Below are 16,064 nucleotides of genomic sequence, written 5' to 3'. Positions count from 1 at the left end.
TTAGACGACCCCTCCCTTTATTTCCGAGAGAAAGCAGGTGTATGCAATTGAATTTCAGCGATTATCGCTATGAGCGTCCCGATGTACAAGCCTTCCAGCAGAAGTTCAAAGAGCTGCTTACCACCTTTACGTCAGCAAGTAGCTATGAAGATCAAGACCAAGCCATGTCCTGCATCAACAATCTGCGTAGCGAATTCGATACGATGCAGCAAATCGCGAGCATCCGTCATTCTATCAATACGAATGACGAACTGTACAAGGCCGAGCAAGATTTCTTCGACGAGAACGGACCTGTGGTTCAGGAGTACATAACCGATTACTACAGGGCTCTTGTGGGCTCAAGGTTCCGTACACAGCTCGAGAACAAGTGGGGCAAGCAATTGTTCCAATTAGCAGAGCTATCGCTTAAGACGTTTAGCCCTGACGTCATCGAAGATCTGCAGCAGGAAAATAAACTGACGACGGAATATGCCAAGCTTATCGCCTCCGCTAAGATTCCATTCGAAGGTGAGGAACGTACTTTATCGCAACTGGGTCCTTTCCAGCAATCGATCGACCGCGACATGCGGAAGAGTGCCTCGCAAGCGTCATTCGGATTCATGTCTGAGAACGAAGAGAAATTCGATCGTATATACGACGACCTCGTTAAGGTACGCACGAGAATTGCCAAGAAGCTAGGCTTTAATAATTATGTCGAGCTTGGTTACGCCCGGATGAGCCGCACCGATTATAACAGTGACATGGTGGCGAACTTCCGCAACCAAGTACTAGAACACATTGTGCCTATCGCATCGAAGCTGAAGGAGCGTCAGCGCAATCGGATCGGAGTCGAACAACTGCTGTATTACGACGAGAATCTGGCCTTCTTATCGGGTAATGCGAAGCCAAAGGGCGATCCGGATTGGATCGTGAGCAATGGGGCGAAAATGTATGCCGAGCTATCACCGGAGACGGACGTGTTCTACAGCTTCATGCAGGATAACGGATTGATGGATTTAGTGAGCAAGAAGGGCAAGCAAGGCGGGGGTTACTGCACCTATATTAGCGACTACGGTGCGCCATTTATTTTTTCCAACTTCAACGGGACCTCTGGCGACATTGACGTTCTAACACATGAAGTGGGGCATGCCTTCCAGGTGTATGAAAGCAGAAGCTACGCGGTACCGGAATATAGCTTCCCGACCTACGAGGCGTGCGAGATCCATTCCATGAGTATGGAGTTTTTCACATGGCCGTGGATGGAGCTCTTCTTTAAGGAAGAAGCCGATAAGTACCGTTTCCAGCATCTCGCAAGCGCGCTAACCTTTCTCCCCTACGGCGTAACCGTAGACGAATTCCAGCATTTCATCTACGAGAACCCGGATGCGACTCCAGCTGAGCGCAAGCAGGCTTGGCGCGAAATTGAGAAGAAGTATTTACCGCATCGGGATTACGAAGACAACGCATATTTAGAACAGGGAGGTTTTTGGCATAAGCAAGGCCATATCTTCAGCTCGCCTTTCTATTACATCGATTACACTTTAGCACAAATATGCGCATTCCAATTCTGGAAAAAGATGCACGAGGACCGTTCCTCCGCTTGGACGGATTACTTGAATTTGTGTCAATTGGGCGGAAGCCTCTCCTTCACGGAACTGGTTAAGTCAGCCGGACTGATCTCGCCTTTCGAGGATGGCTGTGTAACCTCAGTCATCGGAAGCATTCAAGCCTGGCTGGACAGCGTGGAAGATCAGGCTCTCTAATCACGAGCATACAAACAGGCAGACACCGTCATGAAAGATCGGTGTCTGCCTATTGTTCTAACATCGTATAAGCAAGCTGTAATTTCCGACTACCTCTTAAGCAGCTCCAGAAACTCCGCACGAAGTGCGGCACCTTGCCGGAATTGTCCTCTTACAGCAGACGTGACCGTTTTGCTTCCTGGTTTCTTAACACCACGGGCGCACATACATAAGTGCTCCCCTTCCAGGACGACCATGACGCCGTGAGGCTTAAGCACTTCTTCCATGATATCTGCGATTTGCGAGGTAATCCGCTCCTGCACCTGCAACCGCCGAGATACCGCTTCTACGAGTCGTGCTAGCTTACTAAGGCCTGCGATTTTACCACTTGGAATATATCCGATATGTGCGACTCCGAAGAATGGCGCCATATGATGCTCGCATTGGCTGTAATAGACGATATCCTTCACGATAACTAGCTCTTCGTGCTGCTCGTCGAACGTGACACCTAGTACGTCCCTTGGATCTACCGCATAACCCGCATAAATCTCTTCATACATCCGTGTAACACGAGCTGGCGTTTCTAGTAAGCCTTCCCGTTCAACATCCTCACCGATGAGCTTCAAGATTTCTCGGATATGGAACTCAACTTGCTCGCGATTCTGGTTAACAACTTCATTGGAGTAATCTTTGGCTCCTGCCACGACCAATCCCTCCTACTATCTGCGAAACTTTGGATTGTTTCTATTGTTTGGGTTAGCCCCTTGGTTTGGCTTCGGATTTCCGCCGCCTGCATTTTGATTTTTCATCATTTGTTGAGCTTTCGCCAACTGCTGACCATTCATGTTATAACCCATTTGTTTTGCCATCTTCTGCAGCATTTCCGGATTATTTTGCATCTTCGTCATTTGGTAACGTAAGTAATATACACCAACGAGAAATCCAACGACTAAACCAACGATTAACGTCAGTATAGGGATAATATAGGACCACATAATCAAGCGCCTCCGAAATGTTCAAAATAAAAGCCTGCCTCAACCTAAATGGCCAGACAGGGTTGTCGTACTATGATAGCATGGTCGAACTGTGTGCGCAAACAAATTACCCGATTGTTAATCTAGGATAGAACGGATTCTATGAACAGCGTCGGATGCAGAGCCAAATCGATTTCTTGGTACCCTACAGCTTCGTCGCCATCTTTGTCAATGACACGTACGATTGGTCTTCCCGGCAATCCTCGATGCTGCCCGACGACAACCCCAATCTGACGATTAGATAATCTTACGGAAATTCCATTCGGATAGATGGATACGATTCGCATAAATTGGACGAGCATTTCATGATCTAGCACGGTGTCCGATAGGGCATTCAGACGCTCGCATGCCTCATGTGGCAGCATGGGTCCTTCTTCACTCGTGTTATAGATGAGATTGTCATACATATTGGCAACCGCCGTTATTTTCGCATACGTATGAATGTCTTCCCCTTTTAACCCACGTGGAAGCCCACTGCCGTCAACGGCTTCATGATGCTGGAAAGCAACATGCGCAATTAGCAAGCTATATTCCCGTTTATTCTTCAATAGATCGAATCCTCGCCAGGAATGATGCATACGCCCCTCTTGTACTGCCGGTGCGCCTAGCTTGCCAATATCATGCAATAATGCCCCGATGGCCAATTCCTTCAATTGAATCATATTCAAGCCCACGTTCAGCCCCAGCATAGAGGACATCATGCATACGTTCATCGCATGCAAAAACATCGCATTGTCCTCTGTGCGAATATCCGAGAGATGAATAAGTATATTTTGGTTTTGTAATACTTCTTCCAATAGGTCATCAACGGTTTGACCGACCGCTTTCGAACTGAAATTTTTACCTGAACGCAAAGCCTCGAACATCTCTGACATTTGGTGAATAACAGCCTGCTTCGTTTCTTCTGATAGCAATTCTTCATGCGAAATATCACGAAACATTGGATTATCGATATATACGGTCGTTACACCAATTCGCTTCAAGGTACTGATCATGTAAACAGTCAACTGAACGCCCTTTGAGAGAAGTGTTGCTCCATTCGAGGAGAAAATGGTCTTCCCTAATATTTGCCCTTGTTCAACTGTCTCTATATCGACTAATTTCATCTTATCTCTCTCCTACTATAATCTCGATGTTGGATCTTAGATGCCTTATCCTATCTTTCGGCAAAACCCTCAATGAAGTTAATGCCAAGTTGTGTGTGAAAATAAAAACTCCTTCGTTCCTCGTAAACAAGGACGCAAAGGAGTTGAATTCATCAAATTAGTTTACTTCATAGATACCATATAACTCGTCGATGACAAGGTTCGCAGCAATAATTCCACCCGCTGTGTTCCATACCGCATCGTCGACCTTATATACTTTACCGTTCTTAACGGCATTTAAGCTTTTCCACAATGAATCATTGATCCATTCCTTTTCTGTATCCGATGCTTTGCCGTCTCCAACCTCATACGTGAAGTAGAAAAGACGATCAGCATCCGCTTCAGGAAGACGTTCCTTCGTGATTTCATCAACAAATTGTTCCTTAGCGTTCAAGGTCATTGCATTACGGGTAATTCCGATTTGTTCAAAAATAATACCTGTAAATGTATCCTTATGGTAGACACGCGTCTTGCCACCCATGAAACGAACAACAGAAACCGTTTCCTTCAGCTTGTCGCCTGCTTTTGTTTTGAATTGTTCAATCTTGGCATCGAAATCGGCAATAAGCTTGTCACCTTCGCTTGTTTTGCCTAAGGTTTCAGCATACAGCTTAAAGTTGTTTTTCCACTCTCCACGCAAAGTTTCGGACACAACAGTCGGCGCAATCGCAGACAATTGCTCGTATATTTTCTCGTGACGCATTTTATTAGCAATAATTAAGTCTGGCTTCAAGCCCGCGATCAGCTCCAAGTTCGGCTGCCCTTCCTCACCAAGCTCCGTTACACCTTCCATTTGATCTTTAATGTGATTATACCAAGGTGAGCCTGTCCAAGATTTCACGGCACCTACTGGCTTCACGCCAAGTGCAAGCAACGCTTCTGTCCCTTCGTTCGTTAAGACAACGATGCGCTGCGGCGTTCCCTTGATTATCGTTTCACCCATAGCGTGCTTGATAGTGCGGTTTGCATCCGCCGTTGCGGTTTCAGTTGTTCCTGTTGAAGCATTCGTTGCTGAAGGTGTGCTACTTGCATTGCCGCCTCCATTGTTATTTCCACATGCGGTTACCACCATGATCATGACGAGTAAGATGGCTCCCCATCCTATTGTATGTTTTCTTTTGTTTGTTGCCATTTGTTTTGTTCCTCCTGATGTCTAGTTGAATTAAATGAAAATGATTATCAATGACAATAATAAATCTATTAGATATGCTCCATCCTGTCAATATTTTTTTGAGAACGATTCTCATCCTCATTGACAGGTTACAGCCTCTTGGACTAAAATTCTCAAGGGGACACACGCAATTTACGTTCCAGAATCCCTTATTTTACAAGAGAAAGCTGGTCGCCATGAGAACCTTCGGACTCCTCCTCTTCGTGCTGCTACTCGTTATTTCCGTCTTATGTAGCATAGCATTTGGAGTAGCTGACATCCCTGTCTCTACCGTTGTCGATTCCTTTATTCACTATGATGCATCCCAAAATCATCTCATCATTCGCAACACTCGAGTTCCCCGCGCATTGATTGCAGCATGCGTTGGAGCTAGCTTGGCCGTTGCTGGTGTACTTATGCAAATCATTACACGTAATCCAATCGCCTCTCCAAGCACATTCGGGATTAACTCCGGGGCCGCTTTCTTCGTCGTGCTGGCATCTGGCGCTCTTATCAATATTAGCGGTCTGCAACAGCTCACATGGGTCGCATTATTAGGTGCTACGGTGAGTGGGGCTATTGTTTTTGTATTAGGGAGTGTAGGCAAAGACGGTATGACTCCGATCAAAATCACACTAGCTGGTGCGACGATAGCTGCATTTTTCTTCTCATTGACTCAAGGCTTCATGCTTTCCGATGGTAAAATGTTTGATCAAGTACTCATCTGGATGGTTGGCTCTGTCGCTGGTCGGGAAATGGATATGCTGTGGAATGTCCTTCCTTATATGTCCGTGGGCATGATCATCGCCCTGTTACTGTCGAGTCATATGAATGTGCTATCTATGGGTGATAGTGTAGCCAAAGGTCTTGGACAGTCCACTGTGCGAATTAAAGGTTTCGCTTCTCTATCGATCATTCTACTTGCAGGTGGAAGTGTAGCTGTTGCTGGCCCGATCGCATTCGTCGGAATCATAGTCCCTCATATCGTCAAATATTTAGTTGGAAATGACTATCGTTGGATCATACCCTATAGTGCAATTATTGGCGCTCTCTTGCTTGTCAGTGCTGATCTAGGCTCACGTTACATAGCCATGCCAACAGAAATTCCTGTCGGAGTCGTGACCGCGATTATCGGCGTGCCGTTCTTCGTCTATATTGCCCGGAGAGAGAGGCGCATCGGATGAGTAAATATACTTCATGGAGAGCCCGTAAACCGAAGCTCAGCTTTCATGTGGATCGCAAAGTTATGCGAATCACAATCATTCTCGCCATTCTATGTGCGTTCATCATGGTGATCAGCACCGGAATCGGTAGCGTATGGGTGAATCCCTGGGATGTCATCCGTGCCATTTTCGGTCAAGGGGATTCCATGCATGATGTCATTGTTAATAAATTGAGACTGCCACGAATTATCGTCGCAGTGCTCGTAGGTGCTGCTCTTGCCGTTGCGGGTGCTGTCTTACAAGGTATTGTCCGCAACCCTCTCGCATCTCCCGATGTCACGGGAATTACGGATGGCGCTTCGTTTGGTGCAGTGCTGTTTCTGTTCATCTTCACGGACACTTTGTCCATTCGTTGGATGCCCGTAGCTGCAATCCTTAGTGCTTTTCTCGTGACTGGCTTACTTTATTTGTTAGCGTGGCGCAATGGAGTGTCCCCCATTCGACTCGTATTAATTGGAACCGGGCTTTCTGCAGCATTTAAGTCGTTATCTTATATGCTTATTATCGCAAGCCCATTTATGCTCGCTATTAAATCCGTCACCTTCATGACTGGAAGTATTTATGGGACATCTTGGGCGAAGGACGTATTTACTTTACTCCCCTGGATCGGCGTCCTATTGCCGCTCACATGGATCCTCTCCCGACACGTGAATGTTCAAGCGTTAGGAGACGATGTAGCTAACAGTGCGGGGTCAAATGTACAACGATGGAGAATCGTACTCCTATTGCTTAGCGTCGCTCTCGCAGGTTCTGCGGTCGCCATAGGAGGTGCCATCTCATTCATAGGTTTAATGGCTCCCCATCTCGCTCGCAAATTGGTTGGACCTGCCTTTGGTGGTCTCCTCCCCGTTAGTGCCTTTATTGGAGCTATCATTTTGCTTGTTGCTGACTTAGTTGCCCGAACTCTGTTTTATCCAAAAGATATTGCAGCAGGAGTATTCACTGCGGCTATCGGTGCACCATTCTTTTTATATATGCTATATCGACAACGGAATACTTAGGGGAAGGGTGATTAGGTTATGGAAGGGTTAATAGCGGAGGGATTATCTTTATCTTATAGCAATGAATTTATTTTCGAGAAATTGAACCTGTCGATTCCAATCGGTAGAACGACCGTATTGATCGGTAGCAACGGTTGCGGGAAATCGACTTTGCTTCGTTCAATGGCTCGCTTATTGAAGCCCCATGAAGGATGTATTCTCCTCCATGGCGAGGACATTACCAAGCTACCCACCAAGGAAGTAGCTAAGAAGCTGGCTATCCTACCGCAAGGCCCGACCGCACCCGAAGGACTGACCGTACTTCAGCTCGTTAAGCAGGGCCGTTATCCGTATCAAAGCTGGCTTCAACAATGGTCGGAAGAGGACGAAGCTAGCGTGAATTCCGCTTTACAATCAACTGGAATGGCACCATTCGCTGAGCGCCCCGTTGATTCCCTCTCCGGAGGTCAGCGGCAGCGAGCGTGGATTGCCATGACACTTGCCCAGCAGACGAGTATTATTTTGTTGGATGAGCCAACCACTTACCTCGATATGGCGCACCAGATCGAGGTACTTGACTTGCTTTACGAGCTCAATGTCCACGATAATCGTACAATCGTCATGGTACTTCACGACATTAATCTTGCTTGTCGGTATGCGGATCACATTGTCGCTTTACGCGATGGCGCTGTTTATGCTGAAGGCAAGCCCGAAGAGATTGTAGATGCAGCCATGATTGACGCGGTATTCAATCTCAAATGTGATATTATGCAGGACCCTTTGTATGGTACACCTATGTGCATCCCTCATGGAAAAGGTAAACCATTATTTAAGAGCCCACGCTAATTTCGTCATATTTCCCCGGAAATAGCACGATCAATCGCAGATAATACATCTTCATCGTTTTCTTTCGTTTGTGCCATTTTCAATATGTCTATAGCTTCCGGACTTGCGATACGTCCAAGTGCCCAAGCAGCGGTAGCCCGCAACACAGGGCGAGGATCTTCATGTAGTACGTCAGCAATGTCTGGCACAGATTCGACATCGCGGAAATTGCCGAGCCCAATGAGAGCATTGCGTTGGATCGGCTTCCGCCCTCGCCAGGAGGCTGAACCTGAACCAAATTTGTCGCGAAATTCGCGGTTCCCCATCTTTAACAAGGGACGTAGCAAAGGCTTGGCTACTTCCGGATCAGGAACTAATTCCGCATGGTGCCTCATGTCGATTTTCCGGTTGACGGGACAAACGATTTGACAGGTATCGCAGCCGTACAGGCGATTACCGATTTTCTTCATCATCTCGTCTTCTACAAACCCTTTGGTCTGCGTAACAAAAGAAATACACTTCTGAGAATTTAACTGCCCAGGACCTACTAGCGCCCCTGTAGGACAAGCATCGATGCACAAGGTGCAATCTCCACACCCATCGAGAATAGCCTTATCCGGCGGGAGAGGAAGGTTTGTAAGCATCTCGCCCAAATACACCCATGATCCTAATTCCGGGGTAATAATCGAGCAGTTTTTGCCACTCCAACCAATGCCTGCCCGCTCAGCAACGGCACGATCCGATAAAGCCCCCGTATCTACCATCGACATCAGCTTCGCATCGGGCACTCTTTCCAGAATCCATTCTGAAAGGTTTGCTAGTCGTCTGCGGAGCGCCTGATGATAATCCTCTCCCCAAGCAGAACGTGACAATATCCCTCGACGCTTACCTGGCTCTGATACAGGAGCCCCCCTCATCTTAGAAGGATACGCAACAGCAATCGCAATAATCGACCGTGCTTCCGGCATGAGCAATGTAGGTTTCGTTCTTAAATCCAGATCTGGTTCTTCAAACCCTGATTCGTGCCCTAACTCTCGATGGCGGATAAGCCGCTCCTTCAGCTCTAGGAATGGATCTGCGGTCGTCACTCTAAGCTTATCAATGCCGAGACTGGAAGCCGCGGTGATCATCTCTTCTTTTAATTTCTGCCACAATGCGATATCTGTATGCTCCATAACTTGACTCACAGCTTATTCCAGCGACTGATCGGCCAGATTACAAAATCAGCGCGACCTTTAATGAGCTCTTCAGACACTTCTTTAAATGCGCGGCTGTCTTTACTTGCGCTGCGATGTCGATTATCCCCCATCACGAAATAATGGCCTGGGCTAACTGTCGTCGGACCGAAATCTCCATCCTCTATTTTCACTTCTGTATAAGGCTCCACTTTCAATTCCCCATTCAAATAAAACTCACCATTACGAATTTCTAACGTATCCCCAGGTATTCCCACAATCCGTTTCACTAGAAATTCCTTCCGATCTTGACCCTCGCTTGGGTCTTTCAAGATGACGACATCTCCACGTTTAAATTCTGTGAGCTGCAGTACAATTTTGTTAACAAATAACCAATCGTTCTCATGGAGAGTAGGTTCCATAGAAACCTTCTTCACTGTAGATAACTGAAAGATAAAAGCTCTAAGAAGCAGCACGATAATAACTGCGACTATTAAAGCCTTAGACCAATCCCATAGCTCCTTGCGCCATCCACTCAAACCCTGTTTGTGCACCTTGTGTGCTGAACGCCGTCCGCCATCAGATGCCTTAGGCTCTACTTCTTGTCTCATGGCTAATTACTCTCTCCTTCAGCGTTCATCTGATGATGTTTCCACTGTTCGTAATAATAATAAACTTCAGCATCGCCGAAGGGAAATGCTCTATTTACTATCGCGGTTTGAAGAACTTCTAATTCCATCTCGACTTGAGCTTCTATTGCTTTGGAATACCCATATTCTTCCTTGTGGAGCAAGAACTCATCCCGGTCTAATTCGTGTACTGCACCATCTGGCATCAACATAACATCTAGATCGTAGTCGATATAGGTGAGTACGTTTCCGTAACGTAAAGGAGGGGAAGCCAAGTTGCAATAATACCGAATTCCATTGTCCTCAATCAGAGCAACAACGTTATACCAATGGTCCGGCATGAAAAAAGAAACCGCAGGCACGCGACTAATCCATTCTTTACCATCCGCTTCTATAATCTTAGTGTGATCATTCAGCATAACCCACACTTTCTGCGAGACATGGTGAGGATGAAGTCGATCATCCGGGATTAGCCAATTTTCAAGCCATACTCGGTGCAATGAGCCATCATGCTTAAAGCTCTTAATTATGGACTGCTGATAGGTACCATCTTCTCTGGTCATGTCGACACGCTCCCCGCTGCCCCTTCAAGGTGTGTACACCCAGTCTAACATAGCCAATAAAATTGCTCCACAAGCATAAACGTTCCCCAACAACCTTACGGATAATAGAGAAACAAAAAGCATATCTCCCCACCATTATGAATGGCGCAAAGATATGCTTCAAAAGGTCCCATCTGCAATTGATTTAGCCTGCAACAATCGAGAGCGGCTGGGTTAACTGAACGAAATCGGCGGGTCTTAAACCAAGTGAGTCATAGAATGGTCGCAAAAGTTCATTATGCTTGTCCCCTGCAATGAGAACCTTCAAAACTTTTCGCTGACGAAACCGATTATTCATGTTGGTCACGAGAGCACGGCCTACGCCTTGGCGTCTGAAGTTCTTCTTGACAGCTACACGATAAACATAACCCTTTTGCTGATCTATCGTTCCAATCAATACCCCAACGACGCTACCTTTCGATTCCGCTACAAGTACCAGCTCACTATCCCATGATAATTGACGGGCAAAAGCCCCCATCGTCTCCTCACAGCATTCTTCCGATAATACCTCTTCTAGAAGTTCGGCAACTGTCCTGTAATCCGACAATTGAAAAGAACGAATTTGCATGATGTACAATTCCCCCGGGCAAACAATTTTACATCCAGATAACGATCTCTTAATATTACGACAATTTAGAGAAATTTCTAGCTTTTTTATAAAAAAAACATAAATAATTTCGTGAAAACACTAGAAATACCGATGAAAACGCTTTAAAAGAGACGTTAAATATGGATTAATATGAAATAACAACATTAAATCGCACATATCGAAGGATTTTGCACATAATTCAGTTTTAGAGATGGAAATGATAGTCCTATTGATGCTTATCGAACCTGTCAGATCAACACGAGTTTTGACTTTTTATACATTTATGTTGATTTAATCGAAAATATGAGGGATAATAATAAACGTGAGTAACAAAGGCATCATATTGAAAACAATATTAGGAGGTTTTTACCCATGGCACACGAATTACCAGCACTTCCGTACGCTACAGATGCACTAGAACCGCATATCGACACAGCTACAATGGAAATCCATCATGGCCGTCACCACAATGCTTATGTAACTAACCTAAATAATGCATTGAATTCTGCACCAGAATTGGCTAGCAAGAGCGTTGAAGATCTAATTTCCGATCTTAGCGCTGTACCTGAAAGCATCCGTAATGCTGTTCGCAACAATGGTGGTGGACACGCTAACCATTCCTTCTTCTGGAAAACAATCAGCCCTAATGGCGGCGGACAACCTTCCGGCGCACTAGCTGCTGCAATTGATAGCGAGCTTGGCGGATTCGATAAATTCAAAGAAGCATTTGCTGCTGCAGGCGCTACTCGCTTCGGTTCTGGCTGGGCTTGGCTTGCTCTTACTAAAGACGGCAACCTAAAAGTATATAGCCTACCTAACCAAGATAGCCCAATTATGGAAGGCGAAACTCCTCTACTTGGTCTTGATGTATGGGAGCATGCTTACTACCTGAAATACCAAAACAAACGTCCTGACTACATCGCTGCTTTCTGGAGCATTGTAGACTGGAACGCAGTTGGCGCTATCTACGACGCTGCGAAGTAATCCATCATTCACAAGAAGAAGCCCGCAAGTTACGGTTGTCCGTGACTTGCGGGCTTTTTATCGCGAATATCGCGAACTGATTGCTAGTGAAGTACGATATCATCTTCCAACAATCCGTTCAAATCTTCGGTAACGGTATCGATCATATGAACAAATGAGGTTAATTCTTGTGAGCTTGCTGCTTGTTCCCTGGAGAACTGTAACGTTTCCTCACTACCATGCTTCACATCGTCTAAGGCGGAACGAATTTCTTTCAGCTTGCTTTGAATCGTAACCAGTGATTCCTTGGAATTCGTCGCCAGCTTGCGGATTTCGTTAGCGACCACTTCAAAGCCTAGTCCCGCTTCTCCTGCACGCGCAGCTTCGAGCGCAGCATTCAGCCCGATAAGATGGGTTTGATCGGAAATCTCTCTCATCGTGGAGCCTAGCTTATTTATTTCTTCGATACTGACAGCAAGCTCTCCGACCTTGAGATGTGAATTCTCTTGAACGGTCGCCGTATGTGAGGCATTCGTCGCAACCATACTGCTACTGGCGCTAAGCTGAACCATCATTGAGGATAGCTCTTGCACGACTGAGCTCACCTTCGTAAGCATATATTGACGGTTCTCTACCAGTTTCTGAACCTTAGCTTTCTCGTCATGCTCGTAAGCTTCAAGCACAATTTGAGAATCCAAGTTAAACATCTTACTTAGACAATGGGTAATTCTTAACCATTCTTCAGGCACGATTCTTTTAAGCTGTGTCGTAGCGATGTCTAGATATAAAATATAGGTTCCCAGGTACCATTGTGTCGTCAGTCCGATGCGAGAATGAACCTTGCCAATGAATAATCGCTTGGAGAAAAACTCCTCATCAATAAGTCCAGAAGTCAAAGATTGAAAATACCAGCGCTGTGTTTCTTTCAATCTGTCAATCGTACTATGAGCTTGAATGATTTTTACTAGTTCCGGCTGCTCCATAATTCGACTGTACAGCTCGTCTACAACTACGTTCGTAATTTCCGTAAACAGTTCCTGCTTAGAATGTAAATAGGTTAGGTCGTCTTCGTCAATTCCTATGTAATTTAATTGTTTTTTTCTTTCTTCGCCCAACCGAATCATCAATTATCCCCCTAGACTATGCTGTCTTATTAAGATTACCAATTTTTATATAAACGTCAAGTATTCATCAATTGTTTCGTCCGAAAATACGAGGAATAAAAGACGCTTTCTTCTGGAAGTTTAATAATACAATCTAGAATATTCATAAGCTCACTGCGAGCTTGGTTTAAGTAACCCATCATAGAGTCTTGCATTTTTTCCGTTAGGAGTGCTGCATTTAGCTGTAATTGGCGATTCACAATCACAATCGATAAATCATATTTCGATGGATAACGTTTAATTTCTTCATAGATTGTCGTTTGAAGATAAGTGTCGGGAAGCACTATGGAGTAGATAAGAATAGGATTATAGGAATCTTGATGCATGTCTTTAATCTGAAAAACCTCCGGCAAAGGATAATTTTTTTTATGCCACAGATACCCAAATGTTGCAGTATCCTGTTCCTCCCACACCGGCTCGTAAACGTCAGTCGCTTCAAGAAACAGATCCCTGTAAAACTGTATTAATTTCACCCACTCTTCAGTCCTCTCCACATGCTGCTATAACTTTAACCCCCATTTATTAAAGCTTGTATGAGATGGATGTTTAAAATGTGTGTTTTTTGCTAACTAAATGTGTGATTCACACACAAATGTTAGCCCAGTATTTGCTTGTTCAGTGTATATTTCACATAAAAAAACCACGATAGCAGTCGGTACAAGGGACCGAAGCATCATGGATTTTGGAACAAGCCTACTTATTTTTTGTAAGAATAAAATATTCCGTTAATAACTTCCTAAACACATTAGGCCAAACATAATTCTCGAAGTCATCTGGTCCTACCCAGGCGTAAGCTGTGTGATTAGCCACATGCCCTTCTTCTAGCGCGATTGCTGGTAATACTTTAATATTCCAGACCAGGTGTGTGAAGATGTGCTGTGCTTCCCCGATGACATGCTCTGTCGCCTCTATACGTATGTCTTCCTCCGCTAGGGCCTCTTCTAAGCCCATCTTGCCTGTCGACAGTGCTAACCATGCCTCCGCATCCTGGACCTCTATATGAGGCAGCTCCCACATCCGAGCAAGCAGCCCTGTATCCGGTCGCTGTCTTACTAATACTTTATTAACATTAACCCCTGTTCCTTCTACCAAAGCAGCGAATCTAAATACTGGCTTCGCTTTCTTTGCCTTCGTTTTCACAGGAAGCTCACGTTCCCGTCCTTGAATGCGTCCCTCGCACAAATCATTAACGGGACATACAGGGCATGTCGGAGATTTCGGCGTACAAATGATCGCTCCAAGCTCCATTAAAGCTTGATTGAAGTCAGCAGCATGTCCATGTGGGATTAGCTCCTGTGCCAAATGCTCTATAGCAATGCGGGTAGATGGTCGAGCGATATCATCCTCCAGACAAAAGTATCTAGACAGCACTCGCATAACGTTCCCGTCAACAGCAGGCTCCGGTTGATTATAAGCGATGCTGAGTATCGCTCCAGCCGTATAAGGGCCTACACCCTTCAACCCAGATACATCCTTCTTATTACTCGGTACCTTGCCATCATATTGCTCTACAACTTCTCTCACGGCGAACTGAAGATTACGTGCTCGTGAATAGTAGCCTAAGCCTTCCCAATGCTTAAGCACCTCATCTTCAGGCGCCGCTGCTAATTCATGAACGGTCGGAAACCGATCGACGAACCGATTGAAGTACGGAATGACCGTATCCACTCGGGTTTGTTGCAGCATTATTTCTGATACCCAGATGTGGTAAGGATCACGGCTTCTTCTCCAAGGCAAGTCTCGCCGCTCCTTCTGATACCACTTGAGCAATTCCGTGCTAAAAAACGGTTTATTCTCGTCCATCTTCACTTCTATTACCCTCATCTCGATAGGACTGATCATCCGATGTTAATAGATTAGCCGCCGCTTGCTTACGGTATCGGCTTGGCGTAAGCCCTGTATGCACTTTAAACATCCTAGAGAAGTAATAATTTTGCATTCCTACCTTGCTCGCAACGGCGGATACATTGCTGTCTGGCTTCAAGAGTAATCTCTTCGAAATCTCCATGCGACGTAAGTTAACATATTGTATGGGAGAATAGCCAATAATCCCTTTAAAAAATACGATAAAGTAATTCGGATGCAAATAGACCTGTTTGGCTAAATCCTCAACAGTTATGTTATCTGCCACATGATTATCTATATATTGAAGTATAATTTCAATTTTCTGTAGCTCCTCCGTCGGAGCACTATGATCATCATCAAGTGATAGATGATCTAAGTAAACACTGATCAGCTCTAGCATTGCTGCTTTGATCTTCAGTCTAGAGGTTATTTTGTCTAATGCTAGTTGTTCGGATAGACGATGGAATAACGCTGAAATCTCATGCTCTGGCGACAGTTGGATATAGAAAGGGATACCCAGTGTTTTATAGATATCACGTACTTCGTGACTTGTTCGGAAATGACACCATTGCAAGATCAGCTTCACTTGCGGCTCCACTTCAATTCGGTGAGACATCCCTGACAATAGAATACACAGGCTTCCTTCTACAAGAGGAATTACCTTGTCCTGAACGATAAGCTTGCCTTCACCTTCCTTGACGAATAGGAAACGATGACATTCATAGGTATCCTCACGCCCCCTAGCTAAAGAGGCGTCCAGAACCGTTTCCGCCGCAGCGACAACCTCAAAATTCATTTGCTCGAAATGTTTCATCATGATAGTTAAATAACTCGTTGTCATCTCAGCGCCTCATTATCCAGGATATTAATTGCCACACGTTCAATATATATCCCATTATACGTTAGGTCATGAGAAGCGTAAATTTACAATTTTTTGAATCGAGCTCAAACCGCACAACCCGTTCATTACGGAGCACCACGTTTATGCTTGAAAAACATCAACAGCCCGGTTGTCGAGGA

General features: G+C 45.3%; 17 protein-coding genes. 5 read left to right on the top strand and 12 right to left on the bottom strand.

Annotated features, from left to right (window positions below; genetic code table 11):
• Positions 1–47: 47 nt before the first annotated feature.
• The gene (locus tag M1K58_RS25575; protein WP_256761842.1) at positions 48–1,742 is read left to right on the top strand and encodes a M3 family oligoendopeptidase; all 1,695 of its coding nucleotides are present in this window, start codon (positions 48–50) and stop codon (positions 1,740–1,742) included.
• Positions 1,743–1,831: 89 nt separating this feature from the next.
• On the opposite strand, the gene folE is transcribed toward M1K58_RS25575, so the two are convergent.
• The 4 genes from folE to M1K58_RS25555 form a co-directional block, all read right to left on the bottom strand.
• Positions 1,832–2,425, bottom strand: a complete 594-nt coding sequence (folE, locus tag M1K58_RS25570) for a GTP cyclohydrolase I FolE (RefSeq protein ID WP_256761718.1) — start codon at positions 2,423–2,425, stop codon at positions 1,832–1,834.
• A 15-nt stretch (positions 2,426–2,440) separates the two neighbouring features.
• Positions 2,441–2,719 (bottom strand): YneF family protein, encoded by a 279-nt coding sequence (locus M1K58_RS25565; protein ID WP_256761841.1) that lies wholly within the window; start codon positions 2,717–2,719, stop codon positions 2,441–2,443.
• Between the two features lie 119 nt (positions 2,720–2,838).
• Positions 2,839–3,861, bottom strand: a complete 1,023-nt coding sequence (locus tag M1K58_RS25560; RefSeq protein ID WP_256761717.1) for an HD-GYP domain-containing protein — start codon at positions 3,859–3,861, stop codon at positions 2,839–2,841.
• Positions 3,862–4,018: 157 nt separating this feature from the next.
• The gene (locus M1K58_RS25555) at positions 4,019–5,032 is read right to left on the bottom strand and encodes an ABC transporter substrate-binding protein (protein WP_256761716.1); all 1,014 of its coding nucleotides are present in this window, start codon (positions 5,030–5,032) and stop codon (positions 4,019–4,021) included.
• 215 nt (positions 5,033–5,247) lie between these two features.
• On the opposite strand from M1K58_RS25555, the gene M1K58_RS25550 reads away from it, so the two are divergent.
• From M1K58_RS25550 to M1K58_RS25540, 3 genes are read left to right on the top strand one after another with little or no spacing between them, the layout of a single operon-like run.
• The gene (locus M1K58_RS25550; protein WP_256761715.1) at positions 5,248–6,234 is read left to right on the top strand and encodes a FecCD family ABC transporter permease; all 987 of its coding nucleotides are present in this window, start codon (positions 5,248–5,250) and stop codon (positions 6,232–6,234) included.
• Complete coding sequence (locus M1K58_RS25545) at positions 6,231–7,274, top strand: FecCD family ABC transporter permease (RefSeq protein ID WP_256761714.1); 1,044 nt, start codon at positions 6,231–6,233, stop codon at positions 7,272–7,274. Before M1K58_RS25550 ends, M1K58_RS25545 begins: the two co-directional genes overlap by 4 nt.
• An 18-nt stretch (positions 7,275–7,292) precedes the next feature.
• A complete protein-coding gene (locus tag M1K58_RS25540; protein WP_256761713.1) occupies positions 7,293–8,099 on the top strand; it encodes an ABC transporter ATP-binding protein in 807 nt (268 codons plus the stop codon).
• 5 nt (positions 8,100–8,104) lie between these two features.
• Here the strand turns inward: M1K58_RS25540 and queG are convergent, their stop codons facing one another.
• From queG to M1K58_RS25520, 4 genes are all read right to left on the bottom strand, one after another.
• Complete coding sequence (queG, locus tag M1K58_RS25535; protein WP_256761712.1) at positions 8,105–9,253, bottom strand: tRNA epoxyqueuosine(34) reductase QueG; 1,149 nt, start codon at positions 9,251–9,253, stop codon at positions 8,105–8,107.
• A gap of 8 nt (positions 9,254–9,261) precedes the next feature.
• On the bottom strand, positions 9,262–9,864 hold the full coding sequence (lepB, locus tag M1K58_RS25530) for a signal peptidase I (RefSeq protein WP_256761711.1): 603 nt from the start codon (positions 9,862–9,864) through the stop codon (positions 9,262–9,264).
• 2 nt (positions 9,865–9,866) lie between these two features.
• Entirely contained in the window at positions 9,867–10,445 is a 579-nt protein-coding gene (locus tag M1K58_RS25525) for a DUF402 domain-containing protein (RefSeq protein WP_256761710.1), read from the bottom strand.
• Positions 10,446–10,629: 184 nt separating this feature from the next.
• The gene (locus tag M1K58_RS25520; RefSeq protein ID WP_256761709.1) at positions 10,630–11,052 is read right to left on the bottom strand and encodes a GNAT family N-acetyltransferase; all 423 of its coding nucleotides are present in this window, start codon (positions 11,050–11,052) and stop codon (positions 10,630–10,632) included.
• 393 nt (positions 11,053–11,445) lie between these two features.
• Here M1K58_RS25520 and M1K58_RS25515 point away from each other — a divergent pair, with 393 nt between their 5' ends.
• On the top strand, positions 11,446–12,057 hold the full coding sequence (locus M1K58_RS25515) for a superoxide dismutase (protein ID WP_256761708.1): 612 nt from the start codon (positions 11,446–11,448) through the stop codon (positions 12,055–12,057).
• Positions 12,058–12,140: 83 nt separating this feature from the next.
• Here the strand turns inward: M1K58_RS25515 and M1K58_RS25510 are convergent, their stop codons facing one another.
• The 4 genes from M1K58_RS25510 to M1K58_RS25495 form a co-directional block, all read right to left on the bottom strand.
• The gene (locus M1K58_RS25510) at positions 12,141–13,160 is read right to left on the bottom strand and encodes a globin-coupled sensor protein (RefSeq protein ID WP_256761707.1); all 1,020 of its coding nucleotides are present in this window, start codon (positions 13,158–13,160) and stop codon (positions 12,141–12,143) included.
• A gap of 56 nt (positions 13,161–13,216) precedes the next feature.
• Positions 13,217–13,672, bottom strand: coding sequence for a hypothetical protein (locus tag M1K58_RS25505; protein ID WP_256761706.1), 456 nt, complete (start codon positions 13,670–13,672; stop codon positions 13,217–13,219).
• Positions 13,673–13,892: 220 nt separating this feature from the next.
• Positions 13,893–15,002 (bottom strand): A/G-specific adenine glycosylase, encoded by a 1,110-nt coding sequence (gene mutY, locus M1K58_RS25500; protein ID WP_256761840.1) that lies wholly within the window; start codon positions 15,000–15,002, stop codon positions 13,893–13,895.
• Positions 14,989–15,885, bottom strand: coding sequence for an AraC family transcriptional regulator (locus M1K58_RS25495; protein WP_256761705.1), 897 nt, complete (start codon positions 15,883–15,885; stop codon positions 14,989–14,991). The genes mutY and M1K58_RS25495 overlap by 14 nt, the downstream gene beginning before the upstream one ends.
• Positions 15,886–16,064: the final 179 nt, after the last annotated feature.

The organism is Cohnella sp. WQ 127256 (genome assembly GCF_024519285.1).
GTDB lineage: Bacteria > Bacillota > Bacilli > Paenibacillales > Paenibacillaceae > Cohnella.
The sequence above is the reverse complement of the archived record's forward strand: the minus strand, read 5'-3'. Positions and strand labels throughout refer to the sequence as shown.

What these genes read in the sequence shown, in the direction of transcription:
- M1K58_RS25560 (WP_256761717.1), bottom strand. Translation starts at nt 3,861, where the DNA reads ATGAAATTAGTCGATATAGAGACAGTTGAACAAGGGCAAATATTAGGG.
- M1K58_RS25555 (WP_256761716.1), bottom strand. Translation starts at nt 5,032, where the DNA reads ATGGCAACAAACAAAAGAAAACATACAATAGGATGGGGAGCCATCTTA.
- M1K58_RS25550 (WP_256761715.1), top strand. Translation starts at nt 5,248, where the DNA reads ATGAGAACCTTCGGACTCCTCCTCTTCGTGCTGCTACTCGTTATTTCC.
- M1K58_RS25545 (WP_256761714.1), top strand. Translation starts at nt 6,231, where the DNA reads ATGAGTAAATATACTTCATGGAGAGCCCGTAAACCGAAGCTCAGCTTT.
- M1K58_RS25540 (WP_256761713.1), top strand. Translation starts at nt 7,293, where the DNA reads ATGGAAGGGTTAATAGCGGAGGGATTATCTTTATCTTATAGCAATGAA.
- queG (WP_256761712.1), bottom strand. Translation starts at nt 9,253, where the DNA reads ATGGAGCATACAGATATCGCATTGTGGCAGAAATTAAAAGAAGAGATG.
- lepB (WP_256761711.1), bottom strand. Translation starts at nt 9,864, where the DNA reads ATGAGACAAGAAGTAGAGCCTAAGGCATCTGATGGCGGACGGCGTTCA.
- M1K58_RS25525 (WP_256761710.1), bottom strand. Translation starts at nt 10,445, where the DNA reads ATGACCAGAGAAGATGGTACCTATCAGCAGTCCATAATTAAGAGCTTT.
- M1K58_RS25520 (WP_256761709.1), bottom strand. Translation starts at nt 11,052, where the DNA reads ATGCAAATTCGTTCTTTTCAATTGTCGGATTACAGGACAGTTGCCGAA.
- M1K58_RS25515 (WP_256761708.1), top strand. Translation starts at nt 11,446, where the DNA reads ATGGCACACGAATTACCAGCACTTCCGTACGCTACAGATGCACTAGAA.
- M1K58_RS25510 (WP_256761707.1), bottom strand. Translation starts at nt 13,160, where the DNA reads ATGATTCGGTTGGGCGAAGAAAGAAAAAAACAATTAAATTACATAGGA.
- mutY (WP_256761840.1), bottom strand. Translation starts at nt 15,002, where the DNA reads ATGGACGAGAATAAACCGTTTTTTAGCACGGAATTGCTCAAGTGGTAT.
- M1K58_RS25495 (WP_256761705.1), bottom strand. Translation starts at nt 15,885, where the DNA reads ATGACAACGAGTTATTTAACTATCATGATGAAACATTTCGAGCAAATG.